The organism is Aeromicrobium sp. REDSEA-S32_B7 (assembly GCF_001626145.1).
In the GTDB taxonomy this organism is placed as follows: Bacteria; Actinomycetota; Actinomycetes; order Propionibacteriales; family Nocardioidaceae; genus Aeromicrobium; species Aeromicrobium erythreum.
The window spans coordinates 1-20,954 of record NZ_LUNF01000018.1 but is presented as its reverse complement, the minus strand read 5'-3'; the positions used below and the strand labels follow the sequence as shown (position 1 = coordinate 20,954).

Annotated in this window: 13 protein-coding genes, 1 tRNA gene and 1 pseudogene; 7 read left to right on the top strand and 8 right to left on the bottom strand. The window is 67.7% G+C overall.

Going from position 1 to position 20,954, the window contains the following annotated elements:
- The gene (locus A6Q79_RS00765) at positions 1-4,962 is read right to left on the bottom strand and encodes an RHS repeat-associated core domain-containing protein (protein WP_286690340.1); all 4,962 of its coding nucleotides are present in this window, start codon (positions 4,960-4,962) and stop codon (positions 1-3) included.
- 298 nt (positions 4,963-5,260) lie between these two features.
- Between A6Q79_RS00765 and A6Q79_RS00760 the strand changes: the two genes are divergently transcribed.
- Positions 5,261-5,788, top strand: coding sequence for a vitamin K epoxide reductase family protein (locus A6Q79_RS00760; protein WP_317695393.1), 528 nt, complete (start codon positions 5,261-5,263; stop codon positions 5,786-5,788).
- A 310-nt stretch (positions 5,789-6,098) separates the two neighbouring features.
- Here the strand turns inward: A6Q79_RS00760 and A6Q79_RS00755 are convergent, their stop codons facing one another.
- Entirely contained in the window at positions 6,099-6,500 is a 402-nt protein-coding gene (locus A6Q79_RS00755) for a DUF302 domain-containing protein (RefSeq protein ID WP_067855948.1), read from the bottom strand.
- Between the two features lie 144 nt (positions 6,501-6,644).
- On the opposite strand from A6Q79_RS00755, the gene A6Q79_RS00750 reads away from it, so the two are divergent.
- On the top strand, positions 6,645-8,801 hold the full coding sequence (locus tag A6Q79_RS00750; RefSeq protein WP_286690343.1) for an MMPL family transporter: 2,157 nt from the start codon (positions 6,645-6,647) through the stop codon (positions 8,799-8,801).
- Positions 8,802-8,882: 81 nt separating this feature from the next.
- Here A6Q79_RS00750 and A6Q79_RS00745 read toward each other — a convergent pair whose 3' ends face one another.
- The gene (locus tag A6Q79_RS00745; protein WP_286690344.1) at positions 8,883-9,830 is read right to left on the bottom strand and encodes a patatin-like phospholipase family protein; all 948 of its coding nucleotides are present in this window, start codon (positions 9,828-9,830) and stop codon (positions 8,883-8,885) included.
- A gap of 121 nt (positions 9,831-9,951) precedes the next feature.
- On the opposite strand from A6Q79_RS00745, the gene A6Q79_RS00740 reads away from it, so the two are divergent.
- Complete coding sequence (locus tag A6Q79_RS00740) at positions 9,952-10,986, top strand: AraC family transcriptional regulator (protein WP_286690353.1); 1,035 nt, start codon at positions 9,952-9,954, stop codon at positions 10,984-10,986.
- A 181-nt stretch (positions 10,987-11,167) separates the two neighbouring features.
- Here A6Q79_RS00740 and A6Q79_RS00735 read toward each other — a convergent pair.
- Positions 11,168-11,244, bottom strand: a tRNA-Met gene (locus tag A6Q79_RS00735).
- A gap of 24 nt (positions 11,245-11,268) precedes the next feature.
- On the opposite strand from A6Q79_RS00735, the pseudogene A6Q79_RS18510 reads away from it, so the two are divergent.
- Together A6Q79_RS18510 and A6Q79_RS00725 are read left to right on the top strand one after the other, a co-directional pair.
- Positions 11,269-12,078: pseudogene (locus A6Q79_RS18510) on the top strand (serine/threonine-protein kinase); the annotation flags it as partial.
- Positions 12,079-12,350: 272 nt separating this feature from the next.
- Positions 12,351-12,725 (top strand): hypothetical protein, encoded by a 375-nt coding sequence (locus A6Q79_RS00725; protein ID WP_317695382.1) that lies wholly within the window; start codon positions 12,351-12,353, stop codon positions 12,723-12,725.
- 3 nt (positions 12,726-12,728) lie between these two features.
- On the opposite strand, the gene A6Q79_RS00720 is transcribed toward A6Q79_RS00725, so the two are convergent.
- Genes A6Q79_RS00720 through A6Q79_RS00710 form a run of 3 tightly spaced genes read right to left on the bottom strand, consistent with a single transcriptional unit; the run spans position 12,729 to position 15,422 of the window.
- Positions 12,729-13,142 (bottom strand): hypothetical protein, encoded by a 414-nt coding sequence (locus A6Q79_RS00720; RefSeq protein WP_144433687.1) that lies wholly within the window; start codon positions 13,140-13,142, stop codon positions 12,729-12,731.
- Entirely contained in the window at positions 13,139-14,326 is a 1,188-nt protein-coding gene (locus A6Q79_RS00715; RefSeq protein ID WP_067855927.1) for a fatty acid desaturase, read from the bottom strand. The genes A6Q79_RS00720 and A6Q79_RS00715 overlap by 4 nt, the downstream gene beginning before the upstream one ends.
- Before the next feature lie 10 nt (positions 14,327-14,336).
- Complete coding sequence (locus A6Q79_RS00710) at positions 14,337-15,422, bottom strand: ferredoxin reductase (protein WP_067855924.1); 1,086 nt, start codon at positions 15,420-15,422, stop codon at positions 14,337-14,339.
- A 248-nt stretch (positions 15,423-15,670) separates the two neighbouring features.
- Here A6Q79_RS00710 and A6Q79_RS00705 point away from each other — a divergent pair, with 248 nt between their 5' ends.
- Both A6Q79_RS00705 and A6Q79_RS00700 read left to right on the top strand, forming a co-directional pair.
- Positions 15,671-16,492: an alpha/beta fold hydrolase gene (locus A6Q79_RS00705; RefSeq protein ID WP_286690347.1), complete on the top strand. Its 822-nt coding sequence runs from the start codon at positions 15,671-15,673 to the stop codon at positions 16,490-16,492.
- Between the two features lie 246 nt (positions 16,493-16,738).
- Positions 16,739-20,128: a S8 family serine peptidase gene (locus tag A6Q79_RS00700; RefSeq protein WP_286690348.1), complete on the top strand. Its 3,390-nt coding sequence runs from the start codon at positions 16,739-16,741 to the stop codon at positions 20,126-20,128.
- Here the strand turns inward: A6Q79_RS00700 and A6Q79_RS00695 are convergent, their stop codons facing one another.
- Positions 20,129-20,530 (bottom strand): hypothetical protein, encoded by a 402-nt coding sequence (locus A6Q79_RS00695; protein WP_289016641.1) that lies wholly within the window; start codon positions 20,528-20,530, stop codon positions 20,129-20,131.
- Positions 20,531-20,954 lie beyond the last annotated feature (424 nt).

Below are 20,954 nucleotides of genomic sequence, written 5' to 3'. Positions count from 1 at the left end.
CTAGTCCTCAATCGCATCTTGCACAAACGCATACGGATTGAAGCAGGTGTTGAGATCATTCAAATCGTCCTTGAATGAATTATCCGTGTCTTGAACCGCGTTTGCAATATAGCAAACACCAGGTGCTCGCTTTGTTGCAAACTTGAGGAAACCGACCGGATTAGGGATGTCGAAATATCCAGAGGGGTCAGCCAAGTTGATAGGATCGCCGTTGCCATAATTGTAGGCCGCGATAGTTCGCGGATCCGCCAACCCTCCCGCTACTGGATCAGGTTGCGTGAAGTGACCGCGACCGTCGTAGTAGCGCGCGCCCAGCTTGTACGAACCAGCTGCACCGGAAGCGCGGTCATCCTGTTGCGCTGAAATCCATCGGAAGGGGTTCGCAGCTGCGGGCGTTCCGGTCAACGTCGTAGCCCCGTAGGGGGCGTACTTGTACGAGCCGACGCGTGAGCCTGAGTTGTTCATGAGCCAGGTGATGTTGCCGTTGGGCTCCGACGCTGCGTAGGTGAGGGTCGAGCCGACCTGGCTGGCGAGCAGGGTGCCATTGGTGTCGCGGATGTAGTACTCGTAGGTGCTGCCGCGCTTGATCCCGGTAACGCCGCGGCCTGAGTCATATTCGCGGTTGCCTGCGCTGGTCTGGCGCAGGTCGTTGCCCTGGTCGAGGTAGGTCTGGGCGTTGCCGTCGATCTGGTCGACCTGGTTGAGCTGGTTCACGGTGATTGGGTTGGCGCTCGTCCCCAGGCTGTTGCCGGCGTTGTCGGCGTTGATGGTGGTGTTGCCCGATGGGGTGCTTGGGCACCCTGCGGTCGAGCTCGACGGGCTTGCGCTGTCTCCGGCAGTACTGCCTTCCCAGCAGAGGATGCCTGCCTTGTTGTAGCCGTAGCGGGTGGTGGTGCTACCTGCGATCTCCTTGGTGATGTTGCTGATCTTGTCGTAGGTGTACTCGTAGTCGGTGCCGTTGGTGTCGGTCGCCTTGACGAGTCGCTGCTTGTCGTAGTCGTAGTCGATGGTGCCGGTCTGATTCGACGCAGCGCCCGTGCCGGTTGTCGTGCGCGACTGCATCTGCGGGGTGTCGAACATGGCGCTTCCACCACCGACGGGCACCGACACGGAGTAGTTGTAGGCGATCTTCGCTTGCTCGGTGCCGCCTGGGGTGAGCCAGCGCATCGACTTTGGTCGCCCGGATGTGGTGTAGTCGTAGGCGAACTTCACGATCGTGCTGCCAGACGATGCTGACGTCGGAGCGACCGAGGTGACTCGGCCGTCCTTGTCGGTCTCGAAGTCGAACCGGAACGTCGGGGTGGACTTGTAGTCGAGGACTCGGTAGAGGCTGTTGGCGCTGTCGTGATAAAAGACCATCTCGACCGAATCCGGTGCCCCAGTTACGTAGGTCTGGTCGTAGACCATGTTGCCGACGCCGTCGTACGCCGAGGTAGAGAAGTCGAAGGTGTTCGCGTCGACGCCGACAGTCTTGCCTACGAGTCGGTTCATCCGGTCGTAGTAGAAGGCCGAGGTGCGCGACGTGGTCGTCAGCGAGCGCTGCAGCAGGTTCTGCTCAGCGTCGTAGGTGTAGTCGATGCAGACGCCGAGGTTGAGGCTGCACGCGAGATCGTTGGTGTCGAACATCGCGCGCACGACATTGTCGTTGCGGTCGTACTGGTACTTGGTGACTTTCCCGCGGCCGTCCGTCGTCGTGTCAACACGGGCAGCGCCGTCGTAGGTGAAGCTCGTGCACAGCTTCCGCGAGGACCCAGTCGAGCAGTCACCGCCGGGCTTACGAACCGACTTCAACTGACCCTCCGAGCCCGCGATGTAGCCGGTGTCTCCGTCCGCCCAGTACGTGTAGATGGTCTTTTCGGCGTCGGTCGGTGAGTCCTGCGCATTGCCGTCCCAGGAGGAAGAGACGGTGCCGTTGTCCTTGTAGCGTCGCTCAAACTTTGCGTCAAAGCCGCTGCTAGAGGTCTTGCAGCCATTGCGCTGCGCACCGCTCGACGTGCTGGTTGCTGCCTCAGGTGTGATGCCGGTGTACGCAGTGGTGGTTCGACCCTTCGCGTCATACCCGTACTCGTTGCAGTCTCCCGAGGGCGACTGGGCGGCGGTCGGGAGGTAGGCGCCGCCTTCGGTGGTGCTGGGGGCGTTGTACTGCAGTCCCGCACTTGCTGCGTTCTCGCCGCTGCTGTTCTTCGGTTCGGTGACGCTCTCGAGGCGATCCTGCAGCGCGCCGCCGCTGTACTTGTTCACGGTCGTGGCGCCGGTCGCGCTGGTGAAGGTTTCAGGTGCATTGTCGGCGGTGTAGTCCTGGGACTTCATGTTGCCCTTGGGGTCGTAGACCCACGTCTTGCCCTTGCCAGTCGAGTCGTTGCGCTGACCGAAGCAGTAGGTGGTCGTGTTCGCTCGAGGGTCTTTCACGGTCGTCCAGAGCGATCCGTTGCCGTTGCATACCGTGGGCCGACTGGTCGGATAAGACCAAGTGAACATGTGCCAGGCAGCGTCTGCCGCGTCGTCGTCCCAGCGGTAGCGGACGGTCTGCACCTGTGCCTCGCCGCTGCTGTTGACCCCGTAGGTGATCTCGGTTTCGCCGGTGTTCGCTTTGCCGTCAGGCTTCGTGCGTGCCGGGCCGGTGATTCTTGAGAGCAGACCGCCGCTGGTGTAGGCGTAGGTCGTGGTCTTGTTCTCCGGATTCGTGAAACCGGTGAGGCGTCCGCTGCTGTCGTAGGCGTAGGCCCAGGTGCGCGCGCCACCGGAGCTCTGCGTGTAATTGGTGCTTTCCGTGATGGCCGTGATCGCATTGCCGCTGTACGTCACGTTCAGGACGTGACCGCCGCTGTCGGTGATCGTCGCCAGCTTCGGACGGTTGTTGATCGTCCCGTTGTAGCCGAAGGTGATCGCGTTGTCAGAGCGGTCGCGGATCTTCGTGAGGTAGGCGTTCCCGCTCGAGTCGACGAGATCGAAGTCAAACTTCTGACGTGACTTCCTGAAGGTCAACGTGAAGCCGGTGTCCGTCTCTTTGAGGTCCGAGCCGATACCGCCGATCGGTGTCGAGAAGTCCTTGAAGGCACTGTTAGTCGAGGTCGCGCTCTTCCGGACGAAAGACCCGAGAATCGTGCCGGAGGGACCGTTGTAGTCGAAGCGGACACCAGACTTCTTTCGCAACCAGACGTCAGGACCGATGCCCAGGTTCCAGCCCTTGCCGATCGACGTGTTCGTCACCGTCGCCTGTGAGTTGTAGGTGCGGGCGAGGTCGAGATTGAGGCCGACGCCATTCATCTTCCCGTCGGTGGCGGAAACGAGCAGATTGCCGTTGCGGTTGTTGACCGACAGCGAGGAGTAGCTGTTGAACGGGTGATCCGTCATCGAGTACCAGGATTGACTGCCGATCTCAGGGTCGTACGTGATCGAGAGAGTAGGAACGACTGAGGCACTGTCGCAGTAGGTAGCGCTCGAGACCCAGTCCGAGGAGCAGAACCGCTTCTGACGAGTCGCATCCTGCTCTTCGGTGGGCGTTACACCAGCATGGAGCTGGATGGACTGTCGATTAAGGGTGGCGCCGAAGGCCGACGAGGAGTCGGCGAAAGCGAAGTTGCCCGATCCAGCGTGCTTGCCTGACCAGCCATTGACCATCGACGTCACATCAATGGCTTGCGGGCCCGCTGCACAGCCGGACGTGGTTCCGTTCCGGTTGAAGGTAGGGCTGATACGCCACCGGTTGTCAGTCGACTCGTTCGGCTTGTTAGACCATGTGATGTCCGAGACCGTCGAGTCTCCCGAGGTGGTGGGGGTGAAGACCGTCGTCTTGGCAGTGCAGCCAGCCGCGCTGAAGTACTGCTTGAGATTCAGCGTCGCTTTGGTGACATTGGTGCCGACGAACCGGTTGTAGCGGAACCAGATGATCGAACGGAATGCGCGCGATCCATCGTCCGAGCCCACTCGCAGGCCGGGGTCCGAGCTTCGCGGATCATCCGAAGCCTGGGTGGAGAAAACCCACGTGTCCCCCACCGGACTCACCGGCGCGATGTCGGGATCGATGACCACGGGGTACTGACGACCCTCGGCCTGCAACCACTCCATCGAGGGACGCAAGATCAGGACCTGGCCGCCATCCTCGGTCTCCAGGGAAGCATCGACATCGACAGGTGCAGCCGGGTCGCCGGCCTCGTCGACTTGCGCGTCCCACATCTTCAACGGGCGCGACTGCGCCACCGTATTCTCACCATCCTTGAACGACAAGACCTGGCCCACGAGGACAGGAGTCAGTCCCTCGCTCTTGAGCGGGAAGCGGTACTCCGGCGCAGAGTCCGGTGCACCGTCCAGCGTGAGGTGGGTGAAGAAACCCCCACTTCGCGTACCGGTCACCACAGCCACATCGGACGTCGGACTCTGCTCATCCGCTGATGACGAAGGCGAAGGAGTGGCAGACGCTTCCGGCGCGTCGCTCTGCACTCTGTACGAGGCGGTCGCGCCGTCGACGGTGGGCGCCGCCAGCTCTGCGTCGAAGCTCAGGCCGATCGAGCGACCCTTGCCGAGGTCGAGCCGCGTGAGCTCACCAGCGCCGTCTGCAGAGAACGACACATCGGCATCAGACACCTCAGGCTCCAGCCGCCCACCCTCAGGAGCGAGATCAGGATTCAGGGGCTGGAAGACCCCGTGGTCGGTCTCGGCGAAACGCGGTGCCTCGCTCGTCTCCTGGGTCATCGTCCCGTCAGGGTTGACGAACACCGTGCGGCGCTCGTCGCGCTCCGAGCGAATCTCGACACGCTTCTTCGTCTCCCGCGCCTTCGCCATCGCCTCCCCGACCTCTGAGGCATCGCCGAAGTCCTTGTTCTTCGAAGCCTGGCCCTCAGGAATGCGGAACTCGACCTTGTTGCCCTCCGGTTCGGCGATGGCCGGGCCACCGATCAGAGCACCGGCGGCAACCGCCGTCACCGTGGGCAGGAGCACAAAACGGGTAAGACGTCCACGCATACTGGGGACCCTCTACTTCAGGCCGCCGACGCACATCTCTGCTGATCTACGCCTCGCGGATGGTTCGTCTCGCTGAAGCACTCCCAGGCAGCCTCGAGGTTAGTCAGATCAGACCACACTTGCGCAAGGTTTGAACAGACTTCGCCAGATGAATCTTTAGGTTTCTCTCAGCAACGATGGTGAACTCGCTGCATCCGAACAGCTCATACGGTTCGAGCGCACTCCAGTGGTAAGGCGAAGGCCCCACGCCAGGAGTGGTCGGGCATCAGCTAACCCGCACCCATGGTTCGGAGAACTAATGCCCTCCCCCATGGCCGACGAGCCCGCTCGGCGCGTTCGCAGAGTGCGGCAATCACCCGCACAGCGTACGACGAGCCGCCGAAAAACGCGTCTCAAAGCCGGGCCTGCCTATTCAGTCGCTCGCGACCTCAGGACAGTACGAGTTCGAACTGACCCGTTAGTCCCAGGCCTGATCGGGTTTACGGGAGTTGTGCTGCTCGGTGTCCTGCTGTTCCTGGATGGTCGGATGCCACGACTCTTCTGGGGCGCTTTCCAGGTGGGTCTGGTCTTCGCCGCAGCCTTCATCACCTGGTTGCAGACACAGAGCCTTTACGACATCGGCCGGCTCTGCCCTTACTGCATGGTCGTATGGGCAGCCGTAATCCCGCTTGTCGTCATCGGTAGCCGCGAAGCCGTCTCTCACCTCGCCACCAGCTCGTCGCTCGGTCAGTTCCTGCGCAACTGGACGGCGCTCATCATCATGCTCTGGTACGTCGCGGTGGCGGCCGCGGTGTGGTTCAGGTTCGGCTCGACGCTCTGGGCGTAGCGACGCGAGGCGACTCGTCTTCGAGTGCGGCGCGCGGGGTAAGGGGCCCAACGCTGATATGAACTGACCCCGAACACTTCGACCTGCACCTGCCCACCGGACCGGCGGTCCACGGACGCAGCTCTTGCACCGGGTGTCGTTCTGGGGTGTTCGACCTCATCCGATGCGGAAATTGCGAGCGACCGTTGACAGGCGACGGGCCCCCCGTCGTGGCGGATGACACTGCCGAGATGGCCGTGAGCGCGCTTCATCCGAGTGATGATGGCCTTGATCTCAGCGGGCTCCAGACCCATCGCCGCGGCGTCGGGCATCAGGCGTTCTCCACCGTCTCGAGGGCGCCGCGCAGACGAGTACGAGCATCGGCGGCGATCTCGCGCAGACCAGCAGAGGACTGAGGAACCATGGCGGTCATGGCCCGGGGGTCGAAGGCCTCGACGACGGTCCCTGCCCCGTCTGCGCGCACGACCACGTTGCACGGCAGGAGCGCCGCGATGGACGGGTCGGCTTGCATCGCGGCGTGCGCGAGCTGGGGACGACAGGCGCCGAGGATGACCTGCGGTTCGACGTCGACATCGAGCTTGGTCTTCAGCGTCGCCTGGATGTCGATCTCGGTGAGCACGCCGAAACCCGCCTCGCCGAGGCTGGCTCGCACCAACCCGACGGTCTCCTCGTAGCCCCGGGCGGTCCTCACCCTCATGGTCAGCTCGGTCATCTCACTCCTCCGTTCCGAGGCGCCGGCCGGCGCCGTCGTCTCGAACTCTACATCCCCCCGGGGGGATATGCTACGGTCCTGGTCGAACCCCCCGGGGGGATACGACTGGTCTCCCCTCCGGCCCTTCGAGCACTTGGAGACCGCATGACATCGACGATCGACCCACCCGCTCCCGGACAGGAGGCGCGGATCTCCTCAGGTCCACTGGGGCGCCTCGGGATCTGGGTCACCACCCACGGCCAGATCGTGGCCATCGCCTGGCTGATGCTGGTCATCGGCCTGGGAGTCTTCGCTCCCAAGGTCGAGCACAACCTCTCCGGCGCCGGCTGGCAGGCCAACGGCTCCGAGTCCGTCGCCGCCCGGGAGCTCGCCCGCGAGCACTTCGGCGGCAACGCATCCTCGGCCATCCAGGTCGTCGTGCACAGCGACGACGGGCCCGTCACCGAGGGTCGCGGTGCCGAGACCCTCGCCAGGGTCGCCACACTGTTGAAGGACGAGCCCCGGATCGCCGACGTCGTCGCGCCCCAGCCCGGCGCGACCCTCAGTCAGGACGGCTCGACCGCCATCGTGCTTGCCGGTGCAGGCGCCGACACCAACGAGATGGTCCGCGTCGCGACCGACCTCAAGGGCCCGCTGCAGGACCTGTCCGGCGACGGCATCGACGTCAATCCCACCGGCTCCTCGTTGCTCTGGTCAGACTTCAACGAGGCCAACCTCGAGGCGATGCTGAAGTCGGAGATGGTCTCCTGGCCCGTGACGCTGGCCATCCTCGTCATCGCCTTCGGCGCCCTCGTCGCCGCAGGACTCCCCCTCCTGCTCACCCTGTCCGGACTCGTCGCCTCGGCCGGTTCGCTGGTCCTCATCAACGAGCTCGTCCCCGTCTCCATCTGGGCGATGAACTTCGCCATGATGTTCGCCCTCGCCCTCGGCATCGACTACGCGCTCTTCCTGGTGGTCCGCTACCGCGCCGCCCGCATGGGAGCCAAGCTGTCCGCGCCACGCGCCATCGCGGAGACGATGGACACCGCCGGCAAGGCTGTGCTGCTCTCCGGCCTGACCGTGCTCATCTCGCTGTCCGCGGTCATGCTCGTGCCCTCGCCGTCCTTCCGATCGATGGCCGGCGGCATCATGCTGTCCGTCGTCTTCGTGCTCGCCGCGACGCTGACCCTGCTGCCGCTGGTGCTGGTCAAGCTCGACCACCGCATCAACAAGCTGGCCCTGCCCTGGGTCAGGACCGGGGAACACCGGTCGCGTCGCTTCGCCGCCTGGGGAGAGCGTCTCTGGCGCCGCCCTGTCCTGTGGGGCAGCGCCGCCCTCGTGGTGCTCCTCGCCCTGGCTGCACCCGTCGTCGGCCTCAGCACGGCGATGCCCTCGATCAAGGTGCTTCCCGAGGACGCCTCAGCCCGTGTCGGCTACGACCGCGTCCAGGAAGCCTTCGGACCGGGCGCACCGGGCACCCTGCAGATCGTCGTCGCGAACGACCAGGCACAGGCCGCAGCGAAGACCCTCGCCGCCGACGACGGCATCGCCGCCGCCATGCCGGCCCAGCGCGCACCCGACGGCTCGGACCTGACGATGATCCAGGCCGTCCCGACCGTCGATCCGTCGGACCCCGCGCTCACCACGACCGTCGAGCGACTGCGCGCCGACCTGCCCGACACCGCTCGGGTCGGTGGTGCCGGCGTGGAGAACCTGGACCTGAAGTCCCAGCTGGACGACTCCACCCCGCTCGTGATCGGCGTCGTCCTGGCACTCGGCTTCCTGCTCCTGCTCATCGCCCTGCAGGCACCGCTCATCTCCCTGCTTGGGACGCTCGTCAGCCTGCTCTCGACCGCAGCCGCCTTCGGCGTCGCCCGCCTCGTCTTCCAGGACGGCTGGGGCGCAGGACTGCTCGGCTTCGAGAGCCAGGGCTTCCTCGATGCATGGGCGCCGGTCTTCTTCTTCGCCATGATCTTCGCCATCGCGATGGACTACACGGTCTTCCTGCTGGCCTCGGCGAAGGAGCACTACGAGCGCAGCGGCGATCCGCATGAGGCGATGGTCGGTTCCCTCGCGCACTCCGGACGAGTCATCTTCGCCGCTGGCGCCGTGATGGTCGCGGTCTTCTTCACCTTCGCCCTCTCAGGACCGCTGCCACCCAAGGAGATGGGGGTCGTGCTCGGCGTCGCCGTCCTTCTCGACGCGTTCCTCGTCCGCCTGGTCCTGCTGCCGGTCCTGCTGCGCCTGACCGGCCACGCCGCCTGGTACGTCCCGGCCTGGCTCAAGCGAGCGCTGCCGAACATCACCTTCGCGCACGGCTGAACCCCACTCGGGGGAGGTCCGACCCGTACCCCTGCGCGGGCCGGACCTCCCTCGAACGGGTCGCGACGGCACGCCGCGCCGTCACGCTGCGACCTGCCAGGTGGCGAGCTGCCGCAGGGTCTCGTCGCGGACCGTGCGCCCTGTCGATCGAAGTAGCTGGGCGTCGCGTTCGAGTCTGCCCGGGAGCCGGACCGCGGCATCAGGAGCAAAGAGCACCGTCCTGACGCCTGAGCACGAGCCTCCGGCCGTCGCCTCCAGGACCGCTCGGTACCGCGCCGGCCGCTGTGCGTACGCGGACCCGAGCGTCGGATTGAGTCCGTGCAGATAACGCTGGATCACGCGGTCGAATGCTCCGAAGGTCGGTCCGAAGCCGCGAGGTCGTGTTGCCAGGACGATGGCATGCGTGGCCCCCAGGGTCGCTGCCGCTGCCACGGGCACCGGCTCCAGGATCCCGCCGTCCAGCCACCGCCTCCCGCGGAAGCTGATGGGCGGACCCCCCAGGATCGGAAGCAGCCCGGAGGCATGGATAGCCGACAGCTGGTCGGTCCGGTCGGCGAAACCGGTCAGCGCCTCTGCCCTTGCCGCGTCGATGTCTGTGGCGCCCATCGCGAGCCGAGGGCCGAAATCCCCGACCAGGTCGCCGACACCGAACAGCTGATCGATGTGCGAGACGATGCGCGCACTGTCCACGACGGGTCGGCCTCTGTTCCACAGCCGACGGATGTCGATGAACTCGCGCGACGAGTAGACGTCGGCGTACGCATCTGTGAGCCCGCTGATCGTGCCACGAACCGTAGCGGCGGCGTTGACGGCACCAGCCGATGTGCCGACCACGATGTCGACGGCTGGCAGGATTCCGCTCTCCTCCAACGCGGTCGCCATGGCCGCAGAGACGATGCCTCGCATCCCCCCGCCTTCGATGACCAGAGCAACCTTGGCGCCGTCGTCGCGCGAGGTCCCGTTCAGGCGCGCTGCGACGACTCGTGGCACCTCGGCGCCGACGATCTGGCGCTCGGATGACTCGGTCACTGGGCCTCCTGGAGGAGAAACGTCACGGTCACAGTGAACGCGAGCACGAAGCGTAAAACTTGTCTTCAGCAGACAGTTTCTTGTCATGAACGGACATCATTGACACGCTGGACAGGTGAGCATGTACTTTCGCTCGGCCAGTCTGCGCGGCTTCCGCTCGGTGGTCGCAGAACTCGGAGGCCAGGCCGACACGTTCGCAGAAAGGGCGGGGCTGGATCCTCGCGCTCTCGACCAGGACGACGTGTTGGTCGAGGCGCATCGCTCTGCCGCCATGCTGGAGCTGGTTGTCGAGGAGCTGGGCTGTCACGACCTCGGTCTGCAGATGGCTGACCGCCAGTCCATCACCGTCCTGGGTGCGCTCGCGATCGCCCTGATGAACTGCCCGACCTTGGGAAGCGCGCTGGACGTGGTCAACACCTATCTCTTCGTCCACAGTCAGTTCGTGTCCTTCGAGCTGCGGGACGACCCTCGAGAAGAACCAGGCGTCAGCGCGCTGTACTACCGACCCGCGCGCCCACGTGGCCCTGCCCAGGCCGTCGATCTCGCCATGGGCTTCATCCACCGAGGCATCACCCACCTCAGCGACGGGGACTACGGTCTGCGCGAGGTGATGCTCCCCTACGAGTGTCCGGCGCGCACTGACATCTACGAAGAGTTCTTCGGTGCCAAGGTCACCTTCCGGGCACCCGTGGAAGACGCGGCAGTGCTGAGGATCCCGTCAAGCCTCCCGTCCCGGTCGCTCGCCGGCGGCGACGAAGCCCTGAAGCACCTCGCGGTCGCCTTCCTGGACCGGACCACCTCGCGCGCCGACGACGACCTGGTGGAGCGCACCCGAGGCGCACTACGGCACCTCCTCGGAACGGGATTCGTCGACCAAGCCGCCGTAGCCAAGGTGTTCTCCATCCACCCACGGACCCTCCATCGACGACTCGCTGCGCACGGGACGACGTACCAGACACTTGTCGACGAGGCGCGCCGCGATCAGGCTCTGTTGCTCGTCACCACCACCGACCTTCCCTTCGGCCAGATCACCCACATGTGCGGTTTTCGCGAGCAAGCGTCCTTCACCCGCGCCGCTCGACGTTGGTGGGGCGCATCACCACGTCAGCTACGAAGCCGGCAGCGCGCGGGAGCCGGCGCTCGTTACCGTTCGTGATCGTCGAACGCCAGCGGCGGGAAGCGGCACCGTCTACCGGAAGCCGAACGCCGGCGCTTTCGCTGCCACCAAGACGTCAGCAAGGCGCTCCGCCGCGCCCTCGCTCGTTCGTGGTGAGTCAGCGCGGAGTCACGCGTCAGCAAAAGACAAGGCCCGGGATTCGTGAGAATCCCGGGCCTCTTGGTAGCGGGGACAGGATTTGAACCTGTGACCTCTGGGTTATGAGCCCAGCGAGCTACCGAACTGCTCCACCCCGCGTCGCACGTAGAACATTACGCCACGGTGAACGGGGATCCAAATCGGGGGTGTGAGACGACGCTCACAGGGGGTATCTCGACTCGCGGGACCGTCGATCCGCTCCTACCGTCGTGTGGAAAGGAGTCGTCGGTGATCCCAGGACGGTACAGGCTCGAGCGCGAGATCGGTCGAGGTCGCTCCACCAGCGTGTGGGCAGGCCACGACACCGTTCTCGACCGTCGGGTGGCCCTCAAGAGACTGGGCTTCTCCCCCGGCTCCGACGAGGTCGACTCCGCACGCGCCGAGCGGGAGGCGAGGCTGGCGGCGCGGGTCCACCACCCGCACGTCGTCTCCGTCTACGACCTCGCCGACGACGGCGACTTCACGTGGCTCATCATGGAGCTCGTCGACGGGCCGACGCTCGCCGACCTCGCCCACGACGGCCCCCTCGACCTCAAGCGGGCCGCCCGCCTCCTCGCGCAGGTGGCCGACGCGCTCGCCGCGGCCCACGCCGACGGGCTCGTGCACCGCGACGTGAAGCCGTCGAACGTCTTCGTCACCGGCGACGACGTCGCGAAGCTCGGCGACTTCGGCATCGCCCGTCGCGAGGACGACGAGGCGCTCACGCGCACCGGCCTCATCACCGGCTCTCCCGCCTACCTCTCCCCCGAGATCGCCCGGGGCTCCACCGCCACTGCCGCGGGCGACGTGTGGGCCTTCGGCATCACGGTCTACCGCGTGGTCACCGGCTCGGTGCCGTACGACGTCGAGGGAGACGACGTCATCACCGCCGTGCAGAAGATCCTCGACGCGCCGGCGCCTGCGCTGCCCGCAGACCACCCGCTGGCTCCCGTGGTTGCCGCCGCGACCCGCCACGACCCCACCGACCGCGCGACGATGCGCGAGATCGCCGACCTCCTGCAGACCCTCGCGCAGCCGGGTGGCCTCGGCCACCACCGGTCCGCCGCACCGCCGTCACGCAGGCGCCGCCGACCCGCGACGGCGTCACCGCTCCCCCGACCCTGCCGCCCCCGACCAGCCGCCGGGGCGGACGACGTCGACGCGACCGTCGCACGATCCTCGTCGCCGCCGCAGCCCTCGTCGCCTTCGGTGCGGCCGGCGCCGGCGTGCTGGCGACCACGGGCGACGACGGCGCCCCCGTCGCCGCGGCGGCCTCAGCCGCACCGCCGGTCACGGCACAGCAGCGCCTGGAGAAGTTCGCGACCGACTACGTCCAGACGGCGGCCAGCGACCCGCAGCGCGGCTTCCAGCTGCTCACGGCGTCCTACCAGCAGGCCAGCGGCGGCATCACCGGCTACACCGACTTCTGGGGACGGGTCAGCGACGTGCGCGTCGAGGCCGTGCGCTCCGACCCCGACCAGATGCGCGTCACCTACACCTACTCCTACGAGATCGGCGGGGTGCGGCGCACCCAGGCTCTGACGCTGCTGCTCACGCAGGAAGGCGACCGCTACCTCATCCGCGGCGCGCTGGCGGCCTGAGGCTCAGAGCGTCTCGCGCTCGAGCACCGAGTTCGGTCGGAACCAGACCGGGTCGCCGCGCCGAGCCGGGCGCACGAGGTCGAAGCCGGCGGTGCTGACCAGCACCCAGCGGTGCGGCTGCTCCGCGTGACCGAGCCGTTGCCGCGGGTCGGCGGCGACCTGGCGGGCGCAGGCCACGTGGCACGGCGGGAACGCGAACTCCCCGTCGAGGGCCTCGTCGGGGGTGCCGACGAACGCGACCGGGCGGGTCAGCGTCTCGCCGCACACCCCGCAGATCCGGCTCAGGGAGCAGCGAATGGCCTGCTTCTTCACGACCTTCTCGTGCGTCCCACGACCCTCGTCGTCCACGCACGCGAACGGCAGCGCCGAGCCCTCGACCACCGGGCCCGACGCCGCCGTCACCACACCGTCGCTCACGACGTGGCGGCCGCGTTCGTCCAACGGCCCAGCTCGTGACGCCGTCCGGGACGCTCGTCGTCGCGCAGCCGCCGCGTGCGCGGGGCCGGCGGCGCCGGGTTGTCCTTCGTGCGACGGTTCGGCAGCGACAACTTCATGATCGTGCGCAGCGTCTGGCCGTACTGCTTGTGCAGCGGACCCGTCGTGTACGGGATGCCGTAGCGCTGGCAGATGTCCTTGACCTTGACCGAGATCTCGGCGTACCGGTTGCTGGGCAGGTCGGGGAACAGGTGGTGCTCGATCTGGTAGCCCAGCTGGCCGCTCATGATGTGCAGGAGCTTGCCGCCCTCGAAGTTGGCCGACCCGAGCATCTGGCGCAGGTACCACTCGGCGCGCGTCTCGTCCTCGAGCTCCTCCTCGGTGAAGTGCACCGCACCGTCGGGGAAGTGCCCGCAGAAGATGATCATGTAGGCCCACACGTTGCGCACGAGGTTCGACGTGATGTTCGCCGTCAGCGTGCTGAGGAACGCCGGACCGGTCAGCGCCGGGTAGACGACGTAGTCCTTCAGCGCCTGCTTGCCGATCTTGTCGCCGATCTGCTTGAGCTGGCGCTTGAGCAGCTTCGGGTCCTTCTCGCCCTTGCGGATCGCCTCGATGTCGAGGTCGTGCAGCGCCACGCCGTACTCGAAGAACAGCGCGAGCAGGGCGTTGTAGACCGGCTGGCCCAGGTTGTAGGGCGTCCACTTCTGGTCGCGGCTCATCCGCAGGATCCCGTAGCCCACGTCGTTGTCGTGGCCGAGCACGTTCGTGAACTGGTGGTGGATGTAGTTGTGCGAGTGCTTCCACTGCTCCGCCGGCTGCGTGGTGTCCCACTCCCAGCTGCTGGAGTGCACCTCGGGATCGTTCATCCAGTCCCACTGGCCGTGCATCGTGTTGTGGCCGATCTCCATGTTCTCGAGGATCTTGGCCGACGAGAGCAGCGCCGTGCCGAGCAGCCAGGCGGGTGGGAACAGGCTCGCGAACAGGGTGATGCGCCCGGCGGCCGCCAGCCGGCGCTGCAGCGCGATGATGCGCAGGACGTAGTCGCGGTCGGCCTGACCGCGACTCGCCTCGACCTCGGCGCGGATCTCGTCGAGCTCTCGCCCGATCGCCTCCACCTCCTCGTCGGTGAGGTGGGTGTACTCGCGCACGTCGGCGTAGGCCATGGGTGTCTCCTCAGATCTTGAGCGTGCAGTCGGTGGCGGCGACGCTGATGCAGGTCTGCACGTACTCGCCCTCGGTGTGCTCGTCGCCGCTGCGCAGGTCCTTCACGCGGCCGCTGAGCAGCGGCACGTCGCACGTGTGGCAGATGCCCATGCGACAGCCGAACAGCATGTTGACGCCGGCCTGCTCGCCGGCCTCCAGCAGCGTCGTGGCCCCGTCGACCTCGACGCTCTTGCCCGTGTCGCCGAAGGTGATCGTGCCGCCCTCGGCGTCGGTCTCGGTGGCGCCGAGCGAGAACCGCTCGACGTGCAGCTCGTCCTCGCGGCCCAGCCGCTCGAAGTGCTCGACGAGCGCGTCGAGCATCGGCTGCGGGCCGCAGGCCCACGTCTCGCGCTCGGCCCAGTCGTGGCAGACCTCGCCCAGCCGGTCGGGCGTGAGGAACCCGTCGCGGTCGGTGAACCGCTCGTGGAACGTGAAGCGGTCGTGCTTCGAAGCGAGCTCGCGCAGCTCGTCGAGGAACATCATGTCGTCCTCGTCGACCGCGGAGTAGGCGAGGAACACGTCGGGCACGGAGCCGCGACGGTCGAGGGTCCGCAGCATCGACATCACCGGGGTGATGCCGCTGCCGCCGACGACGAAGAGCATCTTCGCCGGCGGCGGGTCGGGCAGCACGAAGTCGCCCTGCGGCGACTCCAGCCGGACGATCGTGCCCGGCGCGAGCCCGTTGACCAGGTGCTCGGACAGGAAGCCCTCGGGCATCGCCTTCACGGTGATCGCGACGGTGCCCTCCGAGCGCACGGGCGCCGACGACAACGAGTAGGACCGCCAGTGGAACCGGCCGTCGATCTCCACGCCGATGCCGATGTACTGGCCGGGCTGGAAGTCGAACGACCAGCCCCAGCCGGGCTTGATGACGAGCGTCGCCGAGCGGTCGGTGACCTGCTCGACCCGCTCGACGCGGCCGCGCAGCTCGCGCGCGGACCACAGCGGGTTGATGAGCTTGAGGTAGTCGTCGGGGTGCAGCGGCGTCGTGAACGCCTTGCCGACCGCACGCACGCGACGCAGCACGGTCGACCTCTCGATCAGTGAGTCAGCCATCGGTCCGCCTCCCCGGCCTCGCGCCCCACCGTGACGACCCTGGCGGCCGTGTGGTGTGCGTCACGGCGAGCGTACGTCCGTCCTGGCATCCGCGCGCGGCAAACCAGGGGCATCCATCCACGAGGTGAGACCAGGAGTTACATCGCATACGACCACATCGTGCACGTTCGAGTTGCGCCGTCGGCCTGCTCGACCAGACTCGAAGGAGCCAGAGCGCACGATCCCCGACACCCACGGAGGAACATCCCATGAGCACGCTCGAGACCAACGGCATCCAGATCAGCTACACCGACTCCGGCGGCGACGGCCGCCCCGTCGTCCTCATCCACGGCTGGCCCCTCAGCGGCGCGTCCTGGTCGGAGCAGGTCCCGGCCCTGACCGAGGCCGGCTACCGCGTCATCACCTACGACCGCCGTGGCTTCGGCGCGAGCGACAAGCCCGACACCGGCTACGACTACGACACGTTCACCGAGGACCTCGCAGGCCTGCTCGAGCTGCTCGAGGTCACCGACGCGACCATCGTCGGCTTCTCGATGGGCGGCGGCGAGGTGGCCCGCTACCTCGGCTCGCGCGGCTCCGAGCGCATCCACTCGGCCGTGTTCGCCGGCGCCGTCCCGCCGTACCTGCTGAAGACCGACGACAACCCCGACGGCGGCCTCACGCCCGAGGACGTCCAGGGCTTCAAGGACGGCGTCAGCAACGACCGTGCCGGCTTCCTCGAGGAGTTCACCACGAACTTCTTCAGCGCCAACGACGAGCTCAAGGTCACCGAGGCCCAGCGTCAGGAGGCCATCGCGCTCGTCGAGCCCGCGTCGACGACGGCCATGCTCGGCTGCGTCGAGGCCTTCGGCACCACCGACTTCCGTGACGACCTCGAGAAGATCGACGTGCCGACGCTCGTCATCCACGGCGACAGCGACGCCGTCGTGCCGTTCGAGGTCTCCGGCAAGCGCACGGGTGAGACGGTGAAGGACGCCACCGTCCACGTCGTCGCCGACGGCCCGCACGGGTTCAACGTGAGCCACGCCGAGGAGCTCAACCGCGTGCTGCTCGACTTCCTGCAGCGCTGACCTCGCTCCGCCCCGGCGGACGACACGCACCGAGCCCCTCCCGGACCACTCCGGGAGGGGCTTCGTGCGTCGTCGTCGCCAAGGTGACGAAACGGTTAAGCCCGCAATTGCAGGTCCGTCAGCCCTGGCGCACCAGCAGGCACGGGGTGAGACTGTCTCCCATGCCTCGCCCCTCCCAGGGCGGGCACGCCTTGTCCCACGGGGGGACGCCGGTCCACGGTCCGGTAGCAGAGAGGACGCACCACCTTGCGCACACGCCGCACACGGCTGCTCCGTTCAGGAGCCGCCTCCACCATCGCGCTCGCGCTCGCCATCACCTCGGCGGGCGCAGCGAACGCCGCGAACGACGAGCCGCGGTCCAAGGTCGAGCAGGCCCCGGAGCGGGCCGCGCAGACCGACGAGGTCAAGGACGCGCCGGCCGGCGACAAGCTCGGCCAGCCCGACCGCGAGCTGCTCGCCGAGGCCCGGCAGAACGGTGACAAGCGCGTCACCGTCATGATCGCCACCCAGCGCAAGGCCACCGGGGCCGTCGTCGACGCCCTGGAGTCGTCGGGCGCCTGGATCGGCAAGGTCGACGACAAGCTCGGCTACGTCCGCGCCAGCGTGCCCACCTCGCGCGTCGAGAAGGTCGCCGCACTCTCGAAGGTCGACGCCGTCGACCTCGACGAGACCATCCCGATCGACGACCCTGCCCCCGGCAAGGTCTCCGCCGACGGTTCCGCGCCCAGCAGCGCGCCCGGCGCGAGCACCCCCGACGCCAACCCGTACATGCCCACGCGCGAGACCGGCACGACCGACTTCGTCGCGAAGAACCCGAAGTACGACGGCCGCGGCGTCACCATCGGCATCATCGACTCCGGCGTCGACCTCGACCACCCGGCCTTGCAGGAGACCAGCACCGGCGAGCGCAAGATCGTCGACTGGGTCACTGGCACCGACCCGCTCCTCGACGACGACAGCACGTGGCGGGCCATGCTCACCTCCGTGAAGGCGACCCCGACGTTCACCTACGCCGACCAGACCTGGACCGCGCCGCGTGAGGGCACCTTCCGCGTCAACCGCTTCAGCGAGAGCATCACCGCCGGCAGCGAGCCCGGCGGCGACGTGAACCGCGACGGCGACACCACCGACCGGTTCGGCATCCTCTACGACGAGACGACCCACGACATCTGGGTCGATGCGAACCAGGACAACGTCTTCTCCGACGACGAGCTCATGCGCCCGTACAAGGAGAAGTTCCAGGTCGGCCACTTCGGCACCGACGACCCGTCGACCGACGTCGTCGAGCGCATGCCGTTCACCGTCGAGTACCGCGAGGACGTCAGCCTCGCGCCCGCCGGCCTGCCCGGCACCGCCGACTTCGTGAACATCGGCATCGTCGAGGACGCCCATGGCAGCCACGTCGCCGGCATCGCCGCCGGTCACTCGCTGTTCGGTGGCGCCATGAACGGCCAGGCGCCCGGCGCCAAGATCGTCTCGAGCCGTGCGTGCACGTGGGGCGGCGGCTGCACCGCCGCGGCCCTGCTCGACGGCATGGTCGACCTCGTCACCAACCGCGGTGTCGACGTCGTCAACATGTCGATCGGCGGCCTGCCCGCGCTCAACGACGCCAACAACGCCCGTGCCACGGTCTACGACCGTCTGATCGACGACTACGGCGTGCAGCTGTTCATCTCCGCCGGCAACAGCGGCCCGGGCCTGAACACCATCGGCGACCCGTCCGTGGCCGGCAAGGTCGTGAGCGTCGCGTCGTCCATCTCCAAGGAGACCTGGAAGGCCAACTACGGCTCGGTCGTCTCGGCCGCGCTCGCGCTGCACCCGTTCTCCTCGCGTGGCCCGACGGAGTCCGGCGACTTCAAGCCGAACATCGCGGCCCCCGGCTCGGCGATCTCGACCGTGCCCCAGTGGCTCAAGCAGCCCGACCTCAAGGAGGCCGGCTACACGCTTCCGGTCGGCTACGCGATGTTCAACGGCACGTCGATGGCCTCGCCGCAGGCCGCCGGCGCGGCAGCCGTGCTGCTCTCGGGCACCCTCGCCCGGGAGGTCCCGGTGACGCCCAAGCAGCTGCGCAACGCGCTGTACTCCTCGGCGAAGCTCTTCTCCGGTGAGACGGTCGCGGGTCAGGGCACGGGACAGCTCAACGTGCCCGGTGCGTGGAGCCTGCTGCTGAAGAAGGCCGTCACGGCCGACTACCGCACCGACGCGCCGGTCTGCACCCCGCTGTCGGACTTCCTGGCCAAGCCGGGTCGCGGCACGGGCCTGTACAACCGCTGCGCCGCCGACCAGGGCGGTCAGACGCTGAACAAGGCCAAGAAGTACGACGTGAAGATCACGCGCTCGTCCGGCACCTACAAGTCGGTCAAGCACACCGTGCGCATCGTCGGCAACGACGGCACGTTCCGCGCGCCCACCTCGATCACGCTCGCGCGGGGTCGCACGGTGAGCCTGCCGGTGACCGCCACCGCCAAGACTCAGGGTGCGCACTCGGCCATCGTGGAGATCGACGACCCGGCCACCCCGGTCGTCGACCACCGCGTCATGGTGACCGTCGTGCAGTCCACGGGCCTGACCTCGCCGAGCTTCGCCAAGGAGAACCGCGGCACGGTCCAGCGCAACCGGTCGACGTCGTACTTCGTGTCGGTGCCGAAGGGTGCCAAGGCGCTGCAGGTGAACCTGTCCGGCATCGCCACGCGCAGCCAGACGCGGTTCATCGCGATCAACCCCTACGGCGTCCCGGTCGAGTCGACGGCGTCGACGGCGTGCTACACCAACTTCAGCGACGCGAAGGCCTGCAAGCCGACGTCGCGGAGCTACGCCGACCCGTTGCCGGGTGTCTGGGAGATCGAGGTGGAGTCGCGTCGCACGTCGCCGCTGCTCGACAACCCGTTCACGCTGACCGCCGCGGTCCAGGGCGTCACCGTCGACCCCGCCTCCCAGGAGGTCGCCCCGGCGGCCGACGGTGGCGCGACGGCCCTGGAGTGGACGCTCAAGAACGCGTTCGGTCCGGTCACGGTCACGCCGCGTGGTGGCGACCTGGGCAGCGCCCTCGCGGAGCGCAAGACGATCGACGACGGTGCTCGCCAGACCTACACCGTCGACGTCCCGGAGGGTGCGTCGAGCCTCACGGCGACCATCGGCAGCACGTCCGACGCCGGCGCCGACCTCGACCTCGCCATCCTCAACCCGGACGGGTCGCAGGCCGGCCAGTCCGCGGACGGCGACTCCGAGGAGTCGGTCACGCTGGACGCCCCCGCCGCCGGCAGGTACACCGTCGTCGTCGACGGCTACGCGGTCCCGGCCGGCAGCACCGAGTACGACTACCTGGACGTGTTCTACTCCACGGGGCTGGGCACGCTCGCGGTCGACGACACGCCCGTCCAGCTGGCACGCGGTGGCACGGCGGTCGTCAAGGGCTCGCTGGAGCCCACGGCGCAGCCGACCGAAGGTCGTTCGCTGTTCGGTGAGATGCAGGTGATCTCGTCCGAGGGTGCGGTGCTCGGCAGCGGGACGGTCCGGGTGACCGGATCGGCCCCGGAGCCGACCCCGTCGGCGACGACCACGACGCCGACCGCCCCGGAGACGGCTCAGCCGCTCGCTCCGAAGGCGACGGCGTCGACGACGGACGAGCAGGAGTAGTCAGCCGCGCTCGACCTCGGCGACGACGAGCACCGGTCCTCGCTGACAGGTGGTGGTCGCGTCGGGGTCGGGCCGGCCCCGCACGGTGACACGGTCGCCGGCCTCGAGGCCGGCGACCGTTCCTGTGAGCACCCACGTGCGACCGGTCGCGGCGAGCGTGACGCACCGGTCCTCCGGCGAACGCTCCACGACACCGGTGACGGTCTGCAGAGCCGCCGACGGCTTGCCCGTCGGCGTCGGGTCGTCGGGCAGCGTCGGGTCGTCCGGCAAGGTCGGTGTCGGGTCGTCAGGCAGAGTCGTCGAGGGCGCAGGCGAGGGCGTGCTGCCGCTCCCCCCTCCCCCGCCGGTGCCACCGCACCCCGCGAGGACCACCGCCACCAGCACCCACCCGACCCGTCTCATCCCCCCAGAGTGCCACCGCCCCCGAAGCCCCGCGTCCCTGGTCGAGCAGGGATCGGACCGTTCCGCTGGTCGAGGAGCGGCGACGGCGAGCGCCAGCGAGCACGTCGGCGCGTATCGAGACCACCCGGCAACGGCCCAGCGCGGGCCGACCCGCAGCGTCCCCCTGGAGTGGTCTCGATACGCCCGGAGCACGCTCCTTCGTCGCGGCTCCGCGCTACTCGGCCAGCGAAACGCTTCGCCGGTCGAGTAGTTCGAGCGAGCTTGCGAAGCTCGGACGTATCGAGACCACCCGGCAACGGCCCAGCGCGAGCCGGCTCCCAGCGAGGGCTCAGAGTGGTCTCGATACGTCTACGCCAGCTCCTTCGTCGCGGCGTCGACTACTCGACCAGCGGAACGCTTCGCTGGTCGAGTAGCGGCCACGCGC